Consider the following 16,806-nt stretch of genomic DNA (forward strand, 5'->3'; position numbering starts at 1 on the left):
AGTGACCCTCACGCAGCGTGCACGAAGCTGGCTGGGGAGGCCGGGTGACTACAAGAAAGGGGACGGAGGGGATTAAGTCGTTGTTGACCCGTTCGTGGCCAACAACGACTTAATCCCCTCCGTCCCCTTTTTGCTCAGGCTTTGTGCGCGGTACCCAGGTACTCCGCGCTCTGCATTTCGATCAGGCGCGAGGCGGTGCGCTCGAAGGCGCCCTGCAGGCGGTTGCCGGAATACAGTTCGACCGGCGAGGTGCTGGCGGTGCAGACCAGGTTGACGTGGCGGTCGTACAGTTCGTCGATCAGGTTGACGAAGCGTCGTGCAGCGTCTTCGTTGTTGCGGTCGAAGGCGGGGATGCCGCCCAGCAGCACGGTGTTGAACTCCTGCGCGATCTCGATGTAATCCGAGGGCCCGCGCGGGCCTTCGCACAGCGCCGGGAAATCGAACCAGGCGATGCTCTTGCCGCGCCCGCGCACCGGGATCTTGCGGCCTTCGATCTCGATGTTGCCGGCCTTCGCCGGCTGTCCACCGCTGAGGTCGGCCCAGCGGCTGGCCAGCCAGTCATCGCTGTCGGCCGCCAGCGGCGCGCGGTATACCGGCGAACGCGTGAGCGCGCGCATGCGGTAGTCCTCGGTGCCTTCGGCATACAGTTCCACGCAGTAACGCTGCAGCAGGTCGATGGCCGGCAGGAAGCTGTCGCGCTGCAGGCCGTTGAGGTACAGGTTTTCCACCGCCGTGTTGGAGGTCGTCACCAGGGTCACGCCCTCGGCGAACAGGCGCTCCAGCAGGCGCGCCAGCAGCATCGCATCGCCGATGTCGGTGACGAAGAATTCGTCCAGCACCAGCACGCGCAGCTTGCTGCGCCACTCCTGTGCGATCTTCGCCAGCGGATCGCTCTGCCCCTGGTGCTCGCGCAGGCGTTCATGGATGCCGCGCATGAAACGGTGGAAGTGCGTGCGGTACTTCTGCTGGATCGGCAGCCCGTCGTAGAACAGGTCCACCAGGAAGGTCTTGCCGCGGCCAACGCCGCCCCAGAAATACAGGCCCTTGACCGCTTCGGGCTTCTTGAAGAACGACGACAACCGGTCCAGCCAGCCGTCGTCGGCGTCTTCCAGCAGCGCCAGGTGGATGCGGTCCAGTTCAGCCAGCGCGGCGTGCTGGGCCGGGTCATCCTGCCATTCGCCGCGCGCCACGCCCTCGGCATAGCGCCGCGAAGGGGTCATCACCGCCTCGCTCATGCCGCCGGGTCCGCTTGCAGCGGCAGCCAGCGCTTCACCCCGTGGGTGATCGCTCCGCGCAGGTCGATCAACTTGCGATGGAAGAAATGGCTGGTGTCGGGCATGCGCACCAGCTCATGCGGCGCGTCCACGGTGTCCAGCCAGTCGTACACCGCCTGCGGATCGACGATCTCGTCCTGCTCGCCCTGGATCACCAGCCACTGTGCCGGCGGCTGGATGCCGCCGAAGTCCCAGCGGCCGGCCGGCGGGGCGATCGATACCAGCGCCTGCGGCTGCACGTCCGCCGTGACCTTCAAGGAAACGAAAGCACCGAAACTGAAGCCCACCAGCCACAGCTGGTCGTCCGGGCGCTGTTCGCGCACCCATGCCACCACGGCCTTCAGGTCGTCCTGTTCGCCGTTGCCGTGGTCGAAGCTGCCGGCCGATTCGCCGACGCTGCGGAAGTTGAAGCGCACGGTGGTCACGCCGAGGTCGCGCAGCGTGTTGGCGGCCATGGTGACCACCTTGTTGTGCATCGTGCCGCCCTCGGTGGACAGCGGGTGGCAGACGATGGCGGTCACCGGCTGGGCCGGCACCTCCGGCTTGGGCAGATCAACGGCGACGTCCAGCGGACCGACCGGTCCGGCAAGCACGAGGGTGTCCGACTGCGGGGGGAAAGGAGGATTGCGCATGGCAACATGATAGCGTCCCCCACCCGTCCCCTGCTCCCGGCCCCCATGTACTTCCTTGTCTTCGCGGTGATCTGCAGCGTTCTGGTGTCGGTGCTGCTGAAACTGGCACGGCGGCGGCAACTGGATGTCAGCCAGATGGTCACCTGGAACTACCTGGTGGCCGCGGCGATGACCGGCCTGGTGCTGCGCCCGCCGCTGGCCTCGCTGCACTCCAGCCAAGCGCCATGGGCGGCCCTGCTGGCGCTGGCGGTGATCCTGCCTGCGATCTTCCTGGTGCTCGGTCGCGCGGTGGCGGTGGCCGGCATCGTGCGCAGCGACGTGGCGCAGCGGTTGTCGCTGCTGCTATCGCTGCTGGCGGCATTCGCGTTCTTCGGCCAGACCGCCACGCCGTGGAAGCTGGCAGGGCTGGGCCTGGGCCTGGTGGCGATGCTGGCCATCAGCGTGCGGCCGCGCGGACCGGAAGTGGACGCCGCGCCGGCAGGCTGGCGCTGGCTGCTCGGCGTATGGGTCGGCTTCGCGGCGGTGGACATCCTGCTGAAGAAGGTCGCGCTGTCCGGCACCCCGTCGATGGCTGCCTTGCTGGTGTGTTTCAGCCTGGCCTTCCTGTTGATGCTGGCCCTGCAGCTATGGCGCCATGCCCGGGGCCGCAGCCGGCTGGCGTGGCGCAACCTCGGCGCCGGTGCACTGCTCGGCCTGCTCAACGGCGGCAACATCCTGTTCTACGTGCATGCGCACCAAGCCCTGCCCGACAGCCCGGCCACGGTGTTCGCCGGCATGAACATCGGCGTGGTGGTACTGGGCGCGCTGGTCGGCGTGTTCGGCTTCGGCGAACGCACCAGCAGGTGGAACCGGTGCGGGCTGGCACTGGCGGTGCTGGCGATCGGCCTGATCGCGCGCGGGTGACGTCAGCGCCACGCAAATAGGTTGCTACACCGATGGACCAAAAATCCATCGATAAATCTGATGTTGCGACCGGGTTCGCAGTCGTGGCGCCACTGGCTGCGGACCGATCCCTACAGTGCAGATGTCCTGATCTATCCGAAGGCATTGGCATGAAACATCAGAACAAGCCGTGGCATTCCGTCGGTGTGGCGTGCGCCCTTTTGACAGGCTGCAGTACAGCCGGCTATGCGCAGTACGCCGACACAATACCGGTCTACCCGCAGGACCCGTCCACGACCGTGGTGTACCCACCGCCGCCGCCCTACAACCCGTATGCCGAAACACGGCGTGCGCCCCGCGTCGTCGCGCCGCCTTACGATTACAACCCCTACGCGCAGACCATCCCGGTCTCCCCGCCAGCCGACCGCACCTCGCAACTGGCCAACTGTGCCAGCAATGACAACCGCTTCGTCCGCTGCGAGGTCCAGTTGTCCCGCAAGGACAGCGTGCACCTGGTCCAGCAGCAATCGCGCTCGCCCTGCGTGCAGGGCCGCGATTGGGGCCAGGACCAGGGCGCCATCTGGGTCTCCAATGGCTGCCGGGCCACGTTCCGGATCGAGCGCTATTACTGGCGTTGACCGCCTGGCGCGGGACGTCGCCCGGTCATTCCCGGCGACGCCTCAACGATCGAAGCCAAGCAGCAGCGGATCGTGGTCGGAACTGCGCCACGGGCCCTCGACGTTGCGTTGCTGGTAGCCGCTGGCGTCCATTTCGTCGGCGTTGCTGTGCCATTCGGCAGCACCGGCCAGGCGACGGGCCATGCCGGCATTGAGCAGCGCGTGGTCCAGCCGTCCGCTGTAGCCGTTGTAGACGTAGCTGTAGGGACGTTCCACCTTGGCCACCGCGAAGGCGTCCGTCCAGCCGGCGCTGCGCAGCGCGCGGATCGGGTCTTCCATCGCATACGCGTTGAAGTCGCCCAACAGCACCGCATCGCGTGCCCCGGTACCGGTCGGGTCGCCCTGCATCCAGGCGTTCAACTGCTGGGCCGAGGCGACCCGGGTCGCATTCCAGCAGCCCTGGCCGTCGTTCTGGTCGGCATCGGCACCGCTGGCATCGCGGCAGCCCTTCGATTTGAAATGGTTGGCGACCACCATGAAGGGCGCACCGCCCTTGGCCTGGAAGGCCTGCGCCAGCGGCACCCGGCTGTGTTCGACGAAGGTACCGCCCTCCAGCGTGGCCGGCGCGCCGAGCGCGGTCAGCCGGCTGGCGCGGTAGATGATGCCGACCCGGATCGGGTTCTCGCCCGGGCCCTTGCCGGCATCGACGAAGCGCCAGTCCCCGTGGCTGCCGGGGGCGGCGTTGATCGCATCGACCAGCGTGGCGATGGCCGACTGCGGCCCGTAGCCATCGTTCTCCAGTTCCATCAGCGCCGCCACGTCCGCATCCAGCGGGCCGATGGTGGCGATCAGCTTGTTCAGCTGGGCGTGGTGTTCGTCCAGCGTCCTGGCCCCGCGCAGGGTGGGAAAGCCGCCGTCCTTGCCGTCGCCGTTGAAGAAGTTTTCCAGGTTGAACGCGGCCACCTTCAACGAACCCTGCACCTGCGGGACGGCCGGACGCTGCAGCGCAGGCAGATCCAACGCGCGGCCCAGCTGCAGGCTCGGTCGCCCCTCGGCGTCCACGCGTACGCGGCCTTCCACGCCCCGCAGCTGCATGCCGGTGCGCAGCACCGCGTCGCTGGCCAGGTAGGGCACCTGCTGCGGGTCGCGCACGTCGCTTCCATCATCCAGCAGCAGGCGTCGGCGCTGGTTGTCGGCCATCACCTGGCTGTAGCCAGCGCTGCCCGGCACGGCCACTTCGGTGGGTTGCCACAGGCGGCCTTCGAAGGCCACGGTGAGCTGGCCGAAACGCTCCAGGCCGTCGGTGCCGGCGAGGGTGAGCGGGGCGGCGATGCGGACGTACTTGCCATCCAGCGCGCTCCAGTCCGTCGGCGCGCGGGCCAGGGTGAGGGTGGCGCCCTGCGGGCTGGCCAACTGGCCCGGCATCGCCTGCGGCGCGGTCTGCGGCTGCAGCTGCGGCTGGGCAAAGGCGGGGGAAACAGACAAGGCCACGGCAAAGGCAAGCAGGCAACGGCGCATCGACAACGGCTCCAGACAGTTACAGCGGCAACGGAAGGGGAATGCGCCACTGTAACCAGAAAACATGAAAGCCTGACGCGTCCTGCCCCCGGTGGCCGCAAGCGGCAAAGACCCCTGACGCTGAGCCCTGTCTTACTTCAGGTTGCCGATCATCCAGTCGACCGTGGCGTGCATCTGCGCTTCGGTCAGTGCGGGGTTGCCGCCCTTGGGCGGCATGATGCCGCCGTCCGGGCCGGTGTAGCCCTCGATGGCGTGCTTGTAGAGGGTTTCCTTGCCCTGCGCGATGCGCGCATCCCAGTGCGAATGATCCAGCGTGGGGGCCAGGCCAACACCGGTGGTGTGGCAGGCGGTGCACAGGTTGTCGTAGATCACTTTGCCGTCGGTGGTGCCGCCGTAGGCCACCTGCGAGGCGGCCTTTGCCAGCGCGGCCGCCTGGGCCGCGGCCTGCGCCGCCGCGCCGGTGCTGCCGGCGTAGACCGCACCGGCCGGGGCGATGCGCTGGCCGGTGCGCAGCGCGGCCGTGGGCGATACCTCGGCGGGAATCCGCGTGTGCAGCCAGGCCGCCAGGAAGATCAACCCCAGGGTGATCAGGGCCAGCAGGCCGATGACCATGGAAAAGCGTTTCAGGAACTCAAGATCATGATTCCGCACTCTTCGTTACCCCTGGCTGATAGTCGATGGACCACGGCTGAGCGTATGAGCCTGCCGGCCGAGTATAGAACGCGCTTCGCCGTGGACAACAGCGCAGTGCAGCATGGGGAGCGGTGGCCATGCCGCTGTGCTCGCCGAGCGTGGCTGGGCGCTACCGGCTGGGGGGTTGTGACGACCAGCGGTCGTCACCCACCGAGGCGCTGATGTCACCCACCAAGGCGCGGGTGTCACCCCGCAAGGCGCGGGTGATCAGCCGCCTGCCGCGCGCAGGCAGAACGCGCTGATCGAGTCAGCCAGGGCGTGCTCGTCGCGATGCGCCTGGCGGCTTGGCGCGGTCGGGCCCACCAGTGCTTCGGTGAAGGCACCGACGATGCAGGCCGCGGTGACGTCCACGTCCTGCGCCGGGAAGGCGCCGCTGGCGATGCCGTCTTCCACCAGCCGGCGGAACACGTCGCCGAAGCGCCTGCGCCCACGCATGCGTTCGGCTTCCACTTCCGGGTCCACCGGTTCGACGATGAAGGCATGCGCCAGCCCCGGGCCGGCCAACGCGCGCCGCACGAAAGCGGTGATCGCCAGCCGCAGCCGCTGCGGTGCCGGTTCGCTGCCGGCGGCGATGCCTTCCAGGATCTCCACCTCGTGCTCCACCGCCGCGCTCAACACTTCCACGAACAGTTCGGCCTTGGACGGGAAGTGGCGGTAGATCAACCCGGTCGACACCCCCGCCTGGGCAGCCACGGCGGTCACCGGTGCGTTGCGGTACCCGCCCGCCGCGACCAGTTCACGGGCCGCCAGCAGGATCCGCTCGCGCGCTCCCGCCATCCGTTCTTCCATCAGCGGGGAGCGTTTGTAGGCCATGTCCTGATTGTAGATTCATTTTTTGAACTTGTGTTCACTTTTTGGCCGATCCGGGCTAGTCTGGGCCATCGCCCGCGCAGGCGTCCTGCCTGCTCCCCTCCGGTGCGCCCCTACCCGTCGCCTGTCCGTGGAGTCGCCCGCATGCATGTTCCATCCCTGAATTTCGACCTTGGCGAAGACATCGACCTGCTGCGCGACAGCGTGGCGCAGTTCGCCGCCGCCGAAATCGCGCCATTGGCCGCGCATGCCGATGAAACCAACCAGTTCCCGCTGCCGCTGTGGCGCAAGCTGGGCGAGCAGGGCCTGCTCGGCATGACCGTGGAAGAGGAATACGGCGGCACCGGCATGGGCTACCTCGCCCACGTGGTGGCGATGGAAGAAGTCTCGCGTGCTTCCGGCGGCATCGGCCTGTCCTACGGTGCGCACTCCAACCTGTGCGTGAACCAGCTGCGCAAGAACGGCACCCAAGCGCAGAAGCAGCGCTTCCTGCCGGGCCTGTGCAGCGGCGAGCTGGTCGGTGCGCTGGCGATGAGCGAACCCGGTGCCGGCTCGGACGTGGTGTCGATGAAACTGCGCGCGGAAAAGCGCGGCGACCGCTACGTGCTCAACGGCAACAAGATGTGGATCACCAACGGCCCGGACGCCGACGTGCTGGTGGTGTATGCCAAGACCGATCCGGACGCCGGCGCCAAGGGCATCACGGCCTTCTTGGTGGAAAAAGGCATGAAGGGTTTCAGCACCGCGCAGAAGCTGGACAAGCTCGGCATGCGCTCCTCGCCCACCAGTGAACTGGTGTTCCAGGACTGCGAAGTACCGGCGGAGAACGTGCTCGGCCAGGAAGGCAGCGGCGTGCGCGTGCTGATGTCCGGGCTGGATTACGAACGCGTGGTGCTGTCCGGCGGCCCGCTGGGGCTGATGGCCGCGGCGATGGACGTGGTGATGCCGTACGTGCACGAGCGCCACCAGTTCGGCGAAGCCATCGGCAGCTTCCAGCTGATCCAGGCCAAGATCGCCGACATGTACGTCGGCCTCGGCGCCTGCCGTGCCTACGTGTATGCGGTGGCGCGCGCCTGCGACCAGGGCCGCACCACCCGCCAGGATGCGGCCGGCGCCATCCTGTACGCGGCCGAGAAGGCCACCTGGCTGACCGGCCAGGCGATCCAGATCCTGGGCGGCAACGGCTACATCAACGAATACCCGACCGGGCGCCTGTGGCGCGATGCCAAGCTGTATGAAATCGGCGCCGGCACCTCGGAAATCCGCCGCATGCTGATCGGTCGCGAACTGTTCCAGCGCACGCTGTAAGGGCCTTCCATGAGCACTCTGAGCACCCAGCTGCACGCCGGCAGCGAACCCTTCGAAAGCAACCGCAGCGCCATGCAGGCGGTGGTCGACGACCTACATGCCACCCTGGCGCGCACCGCGCTGGGCGGCAGCGAGGCGGCGCGCAGCAAGCACACCGCGCGCGGCAAGCTGCTGGTGCGTGAGCGCATCGATGCGCTGCTGGATGCCGGCAGCGCCTTCCTGGAAATCGCCCCGCTGGCGGCGCACGGCATGTATGAAGACGCGGTGCCCTGCGCCGGCGTGGTGGCCGGCATCGGCCGGGTGAGCGGCGTGGAATGCGTGATCGTGGCTAACGATGCCACGGTCAAGGGCGGCACGTACTACCCGATGACGGTGAAGAAGCACCTGCGCGCGCAGGAGATCGCCGAGCAGAACCGCCTGCCCTGCATCTACCTGGTCGACTCCGGCGGCGCCTTCCTGCCGCTGCAGGACGAGGTGTTCCCCGACCGCGACCACTTCGGCCGCATCTTCTACAACCAGGCCAACCTGTCCGCGCAGGGCATCCCGCAGATCGCCTGCGTGATGGGCAGCTGCACCGCTGGCGGCGCCTACGTGCCGGCGATGAGCGATGAAACGGTGATCGTGCGCGAGCAGGGCACCATCTTCCTCGGCGGCCCGCCGCTGGTGAAGGCCGCGACCGGTGAAGTGGTCAGCGCCGAAGACCTCGGCGGTGCCGACGTGCATACGCGGCTTTCCGGCGTCGCCGACCACATGGCCGACAACGACCTGCAGGCACTGGCGCGGGTCCGCGCGATCATCGCCCAGCTCAACTGGCGCAAGCCGGAGCCGGCGATGGCGCTGCAGCCGCCGCAGGAACCGCTGTTCCCGGCGCAGGACCTGTATGGCGTGATCCCGGCCGACACCCGCAAGCCGTTCGACGTGCGCGAAGTGATCGCCCGGCTGGTGGACGGGTCGCGGTTGGACGAGTTCAAGCCGCGCTACGGCAGCACCCTGGTCACCGGCTTCGCCCACCTGCACGGTTATCCGGTGGGCATCATCGCCAACAACGGCATCCTGTTTTCCGAGTCCGCGCTGAAGGGCGCGCACTTCATCGAACTGTGCACCCAGCGCAACATCCCGCTGGTGTTCCTGCAGAACATCACCGGCTTCATGGTGGGCCGCAAGTACGAACAGGGCGGCATCGCCAAGGACGGCGCCAAGCTGGTGATGGCGGTGGCCTGCGCGAAGGTGCCGAAGTTCACGGTGGTGATCGGCGGCTCGTTCGGTGCCGGCAACTACGGCATGTGCGGCCGTGCCTACTCGCCCAACTTCCTGTGGATGTGGCCCAACGCACGCATCGGCGTGATGGGCGGCGAGCAGGCCGCCAGCGTGCTGGCCACGGTCAAGCGCGATGGCATCGAAGCCAAGGGCGGCGCCTGGGCGGCAGCGGAAGAAGAAGCGTTCAAGGCACCGATCCGCGACCAGTTCGAACACCAGGGACACCCCTACTACGCCAGCGCACGGCTGTGGGACGACGGCATCATCGATCCCGCCGACACCCGTCGCGTGCTGGCCCTGGCCCTGTCGGCCAGCCTCAACGCCCCGGCCCGCGAGACATGCTTCGGCGTGTTCCGCATGTGACCTGCGCCATGACCGAGCCCTGCACCATGTTCACCAAGATCCTGATCGCCAACCGCGGCGAAATCGCCTGCCGCGTCATTGCCACCTGCCGCCGGCTTGGCATCGCCACGGTGGCGGTGTACTCCGATGCCGACCGCACTGCGCGCCACGTGCGGCTGGCCGACGAAGCCATCGCGATCGGTCCGGCGCCGGCCGCGGAAAGCTACCTGCGCGCCGATGTGATCCTGGAGGCGGCCCGACGCAGTGGCGCCCAGGCGATCCATCCCGGCTACGGCTTCCTGTCTGAAAACGCCGCCTTCGCCGAGGCCTGCGCGGCTGCCGGGGTGGTATTCATCGGCCCACCGGCCAGCGCGATCCGCGCGATGGGCGACAAGAGCGCGGCCAAGGCCCTGATGCAGCAGGCCGGCGTGCCGTTGACGCCCGGCTACCACGGCGACAACCAGGACCCGCAGTTCCTGCGTGGGCAGGCCGATGCGATCGGCTACCCGGTGCTGATCAAGGCCAGCGCCGGTGGCGGTGGCAAGGGCATGCGCCGGGTGGATGACAGTGCGGCCTTCATCGAGGCCCTGGCCAGCTGCCAGCGCGAAGCGCGTTCGGCCTTCGGCAACGACCACGTGCTGGTGGAAAAATACGTCCTGCGTCCGCGCCATATCGAGATCCAGGTGTTCGGCGATGGCCACGGCAACGTGGTGCATCTGTTCGAGCGCGACTGTTCGGTGCAGCGCCGCCACCAGAAGGTGCTGGAAGAAGCACCCGCCCCGGGCATGACCGCCGACCGTCGCGCGGCGATGGGCAAGGCCGCGGTCGATGCGGCGCGCGCGGTGGGCTACGTGGGCGCCGGCACGGTGGAGTTCATCGCCTCGCCCGAAGGCGACTTCTACTTCATGGAAATGAACACCCGGCTGCAGGTGGAACACCCGGTGACCGAGTTCATCACCGGCACCGACCTGGTGGCCTGGCAGCTGCGCGTGGCCGCCGGCCAGCCGCTGCCGAAGCGCCAGGACGAGCTGGCGATCAGTGGCCATGCGCTGGAAGCGCGGCTGTATGCCGAGGACGCGGACAAGGGCTTCCTGCCCTCGATCGGCACGCTGCGCCACCTGCGCCTGCCGCAGGAAAGCGCCCACGTGCGCGTGGATACCGGCGTGGAACAGGGCGACACCATCACCCCGTTCTACGATCCGATGATCGCCAAGCTGATCGTCTGGGATGTGGACCGCGACGCCGCGTTGCGGCGCATGCAGCAGGCACTGGCGCACTGCCAGGTGGTGGGGGTGACCACCAATGCCGGCTTCCTGCGGCGGCTGGTGGGCACCGATTCGTTCGCGCAGGCCAAGCTGGACACCGCGTTGATCGAACGCGAGCAGGACGCGCTGGCCGCGCCCGCTGCTGGCGAAGCAGCGCTGTGGACGCTGGCGGCAATCGGCGCGGTGGTGACTACCGCGAGCGCGGCAGTGGATGCGCGCGATCCGCGCTCGCCGTGGCAGGCACAGGACGGCTGGCGCATCGGGGCTTCAGCCTCGCGCCTGCTGCCGCTGCAGCAGGGCGAGCGACAGCACTCGCTGCGGATACGGACGCAGCCGGGCGGCTGGCAGGTGCAGCGTGATGGGGAGCCGGCGCAGCAGGTCAGCGGTCACTTCGCCGACGGCCAACTGGACGTGGCGCTGGATGGGCAGCGCTGGCGTGTGGGCGTGCAGCGCGATGACGGCCAGGTGCATCTGTTCACTGCGCAGGGCCAGCAGCGCTTCAGCGTGCATGACCCGGTGGGCGAATCCGAGCAGGCCACGGCGGATGCCGGCAGCCTGCTGGCGCCAATGCCGGGCAGGATCGTCGCCACGCTGGTGGAACCGGGCAGCAAGGTCAGCCGCGGTACGCCGCTGGTGGTGCTGGAGGCGATGAAGATGGAGCACACCCTGGCCGCGCCGGCCGACGGCACCGTGCATGGCTATCGTGCCAAGGCCGGGGAACAGGTGGGCGACGGCGCGGTGCTGGTGGATTTCGAGGCGGTGTAGCCCAACTTCCAGGCGGGGATATGTCGGGTTGGCGGGGCGGGGTGGGTTGGCGGGGGACGGCAACAGCCGCTCCTGCGGGCCTCGTTTCGCGCCATCCATGGCGCTCAACGCCCCCGCCAACCCACCCCGCCCCACCTTCGACAGGTCCATGGTGGCCTTGGAATATTCGGAGGGGAAAACGAGCCGCCGAGCGTGGCTCGGCGCTGCCGTTACCGGTGCTGCCTGCCGTTGTTCCAGATGCGTTCTGCGGGGTCGAACTCGGTGGTGGTCAGGTGCTGCGCGCGCCAGCCGATGCCGCACATCATCACCGGGCTTGACGCTATGCCGTCCAGTTTCAGGGTGTCTTCGATGTCGAACTCGTTGATCGCGGCGGTCACGTAGGAGGCGACCCCCTCCAGGGTCGCACTGATCGCGAGCTGCTGCGACAGATGGCCGGCGTCCATCAGGATCGCCCGATACGCTTTGGGATGGCTGCGGTACTTCCAGAAATTGCGCGAAAAACGCGCCACCTGGATCAGGTGCAGGGCGGCATCGACAAACCATTCCTGGCCCGCAAGCATCAGCCGGACACGGCCATCAAGGTCGTCCGGCTGGTCGGCCAGGCGGCGCAGCGCGTGGCTGACCGGATCATAGTGGTGGATGCCGTTTTCCAGGCCCTCCACGTTGCGTACCACCGCATAGGTTTCCAGTGGATGCAGGCCGCCGCCGGAGGGAATGTTCTTCTTCAGGATCTGCATGTCCGGCGCTGGCTGGATCACCGCGTGCGCCATGATCGTGCGCTTCAGTATCCTCGCCGCCGTCTGCAGCGGCAGTGCACGGTCCGGATCGAAATTGCGGCAGGTGACCCTGCGCGACATCAGCTCATCGAAGTCCTCATCCGCGGCGACCGGCAAGGGGATCGGGGTGCCTTCCTGGTGGCTGACCGCCGCCGGCGGCGGGCCGTAACGGGCATGCAGTTCCACCGCCGTGACCAGGTTGTTGCTGCGCATTTCATGGGCGCTGTCCACGCCTCTCCAGCGCCCTGCGCGATGCGCCAGCGCCGTCAGCGGCCACCCGTTCAAGGCCCGCACACGCGCATCGGCGTCGCGGAACGTGGCCGCGCTTTCTTCATCGCTGATCACCAGGCCCTTGGCGATCAATCCGCTCAGCACCTCGCTGCAGCCGTCGTACGCGTCGGCTTCGCTCCACTCGCCGTGTGCCATCCTGCCCAAGGCGATGACCTCTTCTTCGCTCAGCACCACCGGCGCATCCAGGTGGCCCGCCACCGCCTGCCAGGCCAGCGTGGTCTGCAGTTCGGCGCGCCCTTGCAGCACGGCCTGCAGGTCCAGTCCACGGTCTTCCTTGACCTGCATCATCAGCAGAGAACAACGGCGGTAGCGCATGAAGGATGTCCAGCAGGAGGCTTGCGCAATTCTAGGCTGCAACGCCTCACGCCGATGCAGCCATGCCCTGCTAAACCTCTGCGCGGATATGCCGCTATAGCCTACTTGAGCCAACCCAACCAGGAACGACGACCATGGCAACTCCCCCCGCACGTACCCCGCTCACGCCGGCACAGGCTGCCACCCTGCTGGACCTGTTGCAGAACGATGACGCGTTCCGTTCGGCGTTCGCCGCAAGCCCGACCACGGCACTGGCAGGCCTCGGCGTTGTCGCCGACCCCACCGGCCCCGTGTGCGATCCGGTGCAGGCGCTGGCCAGCAAGGAAGAGTTCGCTTCGGTATCGCAGCAGCTGCAGGCACACGTCGCCCTGCGCGGCTCGTTCGATGTGCCTTACTGCTTCGAAGCCGGCAAGGTCCAGGACGCACTGGAAGGCTGAGCCGCCACGGCCAGCGCAGCCGGCCCACGGGCCGGCTGTCGGCGTGGATCGTGACTGTCGTGCACGTTCAGTGCCTGCAGGATGTAGTTGCCGTTGTCTTCGGCATAGGCAAGACCACGATGGCGTTCAAGCCATTTCTGCTCGACCAGCGCGCTGGCGGCATCGTCTGCAGCAAGATGGGTGTCGCGCAACGCGGCATGTACCTGGTAGAGCTCGCGCCCGTTGACCATCGGCTTGAGCAGCGCCAGCGCGCGCTCCGGGTGACCCTCGAGGCGCGCCTGCGTGGCTTCGACGATCACCAGCATCTGCGCTGACCGATCACCGCCGCGTGCCGCGATCTGCCGCTTGATGAGCGGCAGCAGGTTGCCGAGCGGGTCGGCGCTGCGCTGTGCCAGGTAAGCGGTCGCGGCCACGATGAACGCTACTTCCTGCTGGTCCGGGACGGCGACGTCGCCCTCCAGCTCCTGCAGCAGCTTGACGATCTCCTGCCGGTACCCGCGGTGCTGCACCCCGTCCATGCCCTGCAGGTTCTTCACCACCACGTCGACCAGGGTGCACATGACCTCTTCACCACAGCCATCGCGCAGGGTCTGAAGGCCGGCAATGGCACTGGACCGGTCGTTGGCATCCACCAGCACGGCGGCGCGTTCGAGCTGTTGGCCCATGTTCGATGCCGGGACATCCTTCATGTTGGCCAGCGCGGCGGGCATGTCACCTTCCACCGCGTACACGATACCCAGGCGCGTGCTGGCGGTGCGTCCGGCCAGCGTATTGGCCGTGCGGAAGTGCCGCCGCGCGGTTTCGTGGCGGCCGATCGCCAATTCGATCCGGCCGACGAAATCGTGGGCCACCGATCGCATCGGATTCTGCGTGGCCAGCAGGCGACGGGCCGCGTTCAGTGCGTTGGTGTAGTCGCCCAGCGAGTACAGCGCGCGCGCGCGATTCATGTAACCGGCGTAGTAGTCCGGGTACAGGTCGGTCAGCATTTTCCATTTCGCGGCAACGTCGCTGATCGGCGCGCCGTCGAGCTGCTTGCCCCACGCGTCCAGGTACAACACATCGCGCGGGGGCAGCCGCTCGCGCAGTGCCACTGCGCTGCGGTAAGAAGCCATGGCCTGGTTGACCTCGCCCCGCGCCATGTGGATCCGCATCCTGCCGACGTGCGCGAAGGCAAAATCCGGGTCGAGCTTGAGCGCCTGCTCAAAGAACTGCAGCGCCTCGTCGTAACGCCGGCCTGCCAGTGCGTTGCTGCCTTCGGCGTAGGCGCGAAGTGCATCCAGGTTCGGCGTGATGACCTGTGGCAGCGGCACGGCGTTGCTGCGCACATCGGAAAGCGCTTCACCCAGGCGCGTGCGCAGCGAGGCGACGACGGTATCGGTGGAACGCAGCGCGGACTCCAGGCCACGTCCGTCCGCGTACTCGGTGAAGACGGTGACCCCGTCGTGCGGTTGCACCACTTCCACCGCCACGCGCAGGCGTCCGTTGACCTCGGCGATGGAAGGAATCAGCACGGCACGGGCGCCCTCGCGGATCGCCACTTCCACTGCCGCCTTCCTGTCCAGCGGCGCATCGGGATTGCGGCGCATGCGTGCTTCGGTGTCACGCACCTTCAGGTCGCTGAGCACATTGACGTAGCGGGATTGCTCAAGGCTGACCCGCAGGGCCAGGTCCATCGAATCATCCAGCAGGCCGTTGCCGGTCATGTTGCGCACATCGGCCAGCACCACCCAGTCGCGCTCGGCGAAGGCGATCGCCGGCTGCGGCCGCAGCAGCAGCCACGCGCCCAGCACCAGCACCGCCGCGAACATCGCTTCGGCCGCCATCGCCATCGGCCGGCGCCAGAACGGAATATCGCGGCTCGCCTTGGGCGTGGGACGCGGGCGACCCACCGCCGGAACGTCCTCGGACACGACCCCATGGACGTCCATCGGTTGCGCTACGCCCTTGAAGCGCCAGCGCCCGTATGACTTCCACTTCAGCCCCTTGCCGACCTCCCCCAGGCTGTCGGCCACCCGGCGCACCATCGATTCGGCGGTGGCCGACAACAACACCTGTCCCGGCCGCGCCAGCTGCATCAGGCGCGCAGCCATCGGCTTGGCCAGGCCTTCCACCTCGACCGGCTTGGACCCCAGCGCGATGGCCTCGGCCGTGTTGTTCCACAGGATCACCTCGCCCACGTGCAGGCCGGCCCGCGCCAGCAGCGGCACGTTGTTGGCCTGGCCGAGCTGGCGCAGCGCCTGCTGGTAATCCAGCGCGAAGCCCAATGCATCCACCGGCCGCTCGAACAGCATGAACAGGCCGTCGGAACGGTCGATCTGCTGGCCGCGCCAGCGCTGCTGCATCGCCAGTACCAGGCGGTCGTGCTGCTGGAAAAGTTCGGCCGCGCCGGCATCACCGATGCGCTCCACCAGCGTGGTGGAATCGCACAGATCGGTGAACAGCAGCGCGCGCAGTTGCGGGACGTGGGAGGTCGCTTCCGTGCCACCGCTCATGGGAGTCTCCGCTCAGCCGGTTTCGACGACGTCGTGCGGCCAGCATAGCCGGTCGCCGCCATCCCGCTTGGCCTGGTACAACGCGCGGTCCGCGTTGGCGTACCACTCGCTCCAGTCGGCGGTGGGGTGCACCAGGCTGGCGCCGATGCTCAGGAAGCACACGTGCGGGGTGCCGTGGCTGCGTTCGATCAGGCCATGCACGGCCGTCAGCACGAATTCGGCGGCATGCTGCACGATCTCCGCGTTGGCACGGCGCAGCAGCAGGCAGAACTCATCGCCGCCCAGCCGGCAGGCCAGGTCGTCGGCGCCGGCCATCGAGCGCAGGATGTTGGCCACGCTCTGCAGCACGCGGTCGCCGGCCTGGTGGCCGAACTCGTCGTTGATCTGCTTGAAGCGGTCACAGTCGATCAGCAGCAGGCCCTGCGCCGGCCCCTCTTCGTGCGCGCGGCATTCCTGCAGGTACAGCGCCAGTCCGCGCCGGTTGTGCAGCCCGGTCAGTTCGTCGGTCCGCACCAGTTCGCGCGTATGGCTGAGCTGGTGGGTGGTGACGTACAGGTTGTCCAGCGCGGTTTCCAGGTCGTGGTTGCGGCGCCGCAGCTGGCTGATCAGCGCCTGCTCGTTGCCGACCACGCGCATGATGGTACGGCGCAGGAAATAGGCGATCAGGCCGGGCTCGGTTTCCACCAGCCGATGGAAATCGACATGGCCCAGTTCCAGCACGTCGGTATCGCAGGTGGCGCGCGCATCGGCGCTGCGCAGGTGGTCACCGATCAACAGGCCAAGCTCGCCGAAGAACTCGCTGCCGGCCAAGCGCTTGAGCACCAGGTCTTCGCCGAAATCCAGTTCGATCTCGCCTTCGGCGATGACGAACATGCTGCTGCCGCGGTGGCCGCGACGAAACAGGCAGTCACCTGCGCGCAATGTGCGCCGGTGGGCGAAGCGGGCGAACAGGTCGAACTCTTCCGGGCTGAGGACGGCGTGCACGATCTCAGCCATCGCCGTGGTGGCAATGCCTGATCGTTCCACCACGTCTGCGACCGCACCCCTGCCAGTCATTCCCCTGCCCCGCCGATCAGACTTCCCATCCTGAGGTGCGGAGCATATCACCGCTTTCAACTGTGCGCTGTGTCCC

Annotated in this window: 14 protein-coding genes; 6 read left to right on the forward strand and 8 right to left on the reverse strand. The window is 67.8% G+C overall.

Annotated elements, in window-relative coordinates:
• Window positions 1-134: 134 nt before the first annotated feature.
• Window positions 135-1,235: a cell division protein ZapE gene (gene zapE / locus RTX79_RS10950; protein ID WP_312683713.1), complete on the reverse strand. Its 1,101-nt coding sequence runs from the start codon at window positions 1,233-1,235 to the stop codon at window positions 135-137.
• On the reverse strand, window positions 1,232-1,906 hold the full coding sequence (locus RTX79_RS10955) for an alpha/beta hydrolase (protein ID WP_312683715.1): 675 nt from the start codon (window positions 1,904-1,906) through the stop codon (window positions 1,232-1,234). The genes zapE and RTX79_RS10955 overlap by 4 nt, the downstream gene beginning before the upstream one ends.
• Window positions 1,907-1,951: 45 nt before the next feature.
• On the opposite strand from RTX79_RS10955, the gene RTX79_RS10960 reads away from it, so the two are divergent.
• Together RTX79_RS10960 and RTX79_RS10965 are read left to right on the forward strand one after the other, a co-directional pair.
• Window positions 1,952-2,809, forward strand: coding sequence for an EamA/RhaT family transporter (locus tag RTX79_RS10960; RefSeq protein ID WP_312683717.1), 858 nt, complete (start codon window positions 1,952-1,954; stop codon window positions 2,807-2,809).
• Between the two features lie 149 nt (window positions 2,810-2,958).
• Window positions 2,959-3,426, forward strand: coding sequence for a DUF3011 domain-containing protein (locus RTX79_RS10965; RefSeq protein ID WP_312683718.1), 468 nt, complete (start codon window positions 2,959-2,961; stop codon window positions 3,424-3,426).
• Window positions 3,427-3,468: 42 nt separating this feature from the next.
• On the opposite strand, the gene RTX79_RS10970 is transcribed toward RTX79_RS10965, so the two are convergent.
• From RTX79_RS10970 to RTX79_RS10980, 3 genes are all read right to left on the reverse strand, one after another.
• Window positions 3,469-4,923, reverse strand: coding sequence for an ExeM/NucH family extracellular endonuclease (locus RTX79_RS10970; RefSeq protein WP_312683719.1), 1,455 nt, complete (start codon window positions 4,921-4,923; stop codon window positions 3,469-3,471).
• A gap of 132 nt (window positions 4,924-5,055) precedes the next feature.
• Entirely contained in the window at window positions 5,056-5,574 is a 519-nt protein-coding gene (locus RTX79_RS10975; RefSeq protein ID WP_057507592.1) for a c-type cytochrome, read from the reverse strand.
• A gap of 249 nt (window positions 5,575-5,823) precedes the next feature.
• Complete coding sequence (locus tag RTX79_RS10980; RefSeq protein ID WP_057507593.1) at window positions 5,824-6,429, reverse strand: TetR/AcrR family transcriptional regulator; 606 nt, start codon at window positions 6,427-6,429, stop codon at window positions 5,824-5,826.
• A gap of 141 nt (window positions 6,430-6,570) precedes the next feature.
• Between RTX79_RS10980 and RTX79_RS10985 the strand changes: the two genes are divergently transcribed.
• Genes RTX79_RS10985 through RTX79_RS10995 form a run of 3 tightly spaced genes read left to right on the forward strand, consistent with a single transcriptional unit; the run spans window position 6,571 to window position 11,363 of the window.
• The gene (locus RTX79_RS10985) at window positions 6,571-7,734 is read left to right on the forward strand and encodes an isovaleryl-CoA dehydrogenase (RefSeq protein ID WP_312683723.1); all 1,164 of its coding nucleotides are present in this window, start codon (window positions 6,571-6,573) and stop codon (window positions 7,732-7,734) included.
• Between the two features lie 9 nt (window positions 7,735-7,743).
• Window positions 7,744-9,354: a carboxyl transferase domain-containing protein gene (locus tag RTX79_RS10990; protein ID WP_312683726.1), complete on the forward strand. Its 1,611-nt coding sequence runs from the start codon at window positions 7,744-7,746 to the stop codon at window positions 9,352-9,354.
• A gap of 26 nt (window positions 9,355-9,380) precedes the next feature.
• The gene (locus tag RTX79_RS10995) at window positions 9,381-11,363 is read left to right on the forward strand and encodes an acetyl/propionyl/methylcrotonyl-CoA carboxylase subunit alpha (RefSeq protein WP_312683728.1); all 1,983 of its coding nucleotides are present in this window, start codon (window positions 9,381-9,383) and stop codon (window positions 11,361-11,363) included.
• 209 nt (window positions 11,364-11,572) lie between these two features.
• Here the strand turns inward: RTX79_RS10995 and RTX79_RS11000 are convergent, their stop codons facing one another.
• Window positions 11,573-12,745 carry a putative peptide maturation dehydrogenase gene (locus RTX79_RS11000; RefSeq protein ID WP_312683730.1) on the reverse strand — a complete coding sequence of 391 codons (1,173 nt, stop codon included), beginning with the start codon at window positions 12,743-12,745 and terminating at the stop codon, window positions 11,573-11,575.
• 134 nt (window positions 12,746-12,879) lie between these two features.
• On the opposite strand from RTX79_RS11000, the gene RTX79_RS11005 reads away from it, so the two are divergent.
• Window positions 12,880-13,182, forward strand: coding sequence for an NHLP-related RiPP peptide (locus tag RTX79_RS11005; RefSeq protein WP_057509265.1), 303 nt, complete (start codon window positions 12,880-12,882; stop codon window positions 13,180-13,182).
• On the opposite strand, the gene RTX79_RS11010 is transcribed toward RTX79_RS11005, so the two are convergent.
• A complete protein-coding gene (locus RTX79_RS11010; RefSeq protein WP_312683731.1) occupies window positions 13,137-15,674 on the reverse strand; it encodes a putative peptide modification system cyclase in 2,538 nt (845 codons plus the stop codon). The genes RTX79_RS11005 and RTX79_RS11010 overlap by 46 nt on opposite strands.
• 12 nt (window positions 15,675-15,686) lie before the next feature.
• The gene (locus RTX79_RS11015) at window positions 15,687-16,730 is read right to left on the reverse strand and encodes a GGDEF domain-containing protein (protein WP_057509263.1); all 1,044 of its coding nucleotides are present in this window, start codon (window positions 16,728-16,730) and stop codon (window positions 15,687-15,689) included.
• Between the last annotated feature and the right edge of the window lie 76 nt (window positions 16,731-16,806).

The organism is Stenotrophomonas chelatiphaga, from assembly GCF_032054965.1.
Lineage (GTDB): Bacteria > Pseudomonadota > Gammaproteobacteria > Xanthomonadales > Xanthomonadaceae > Stenotrophomonas > Stenotrophomonas chelatiphaga.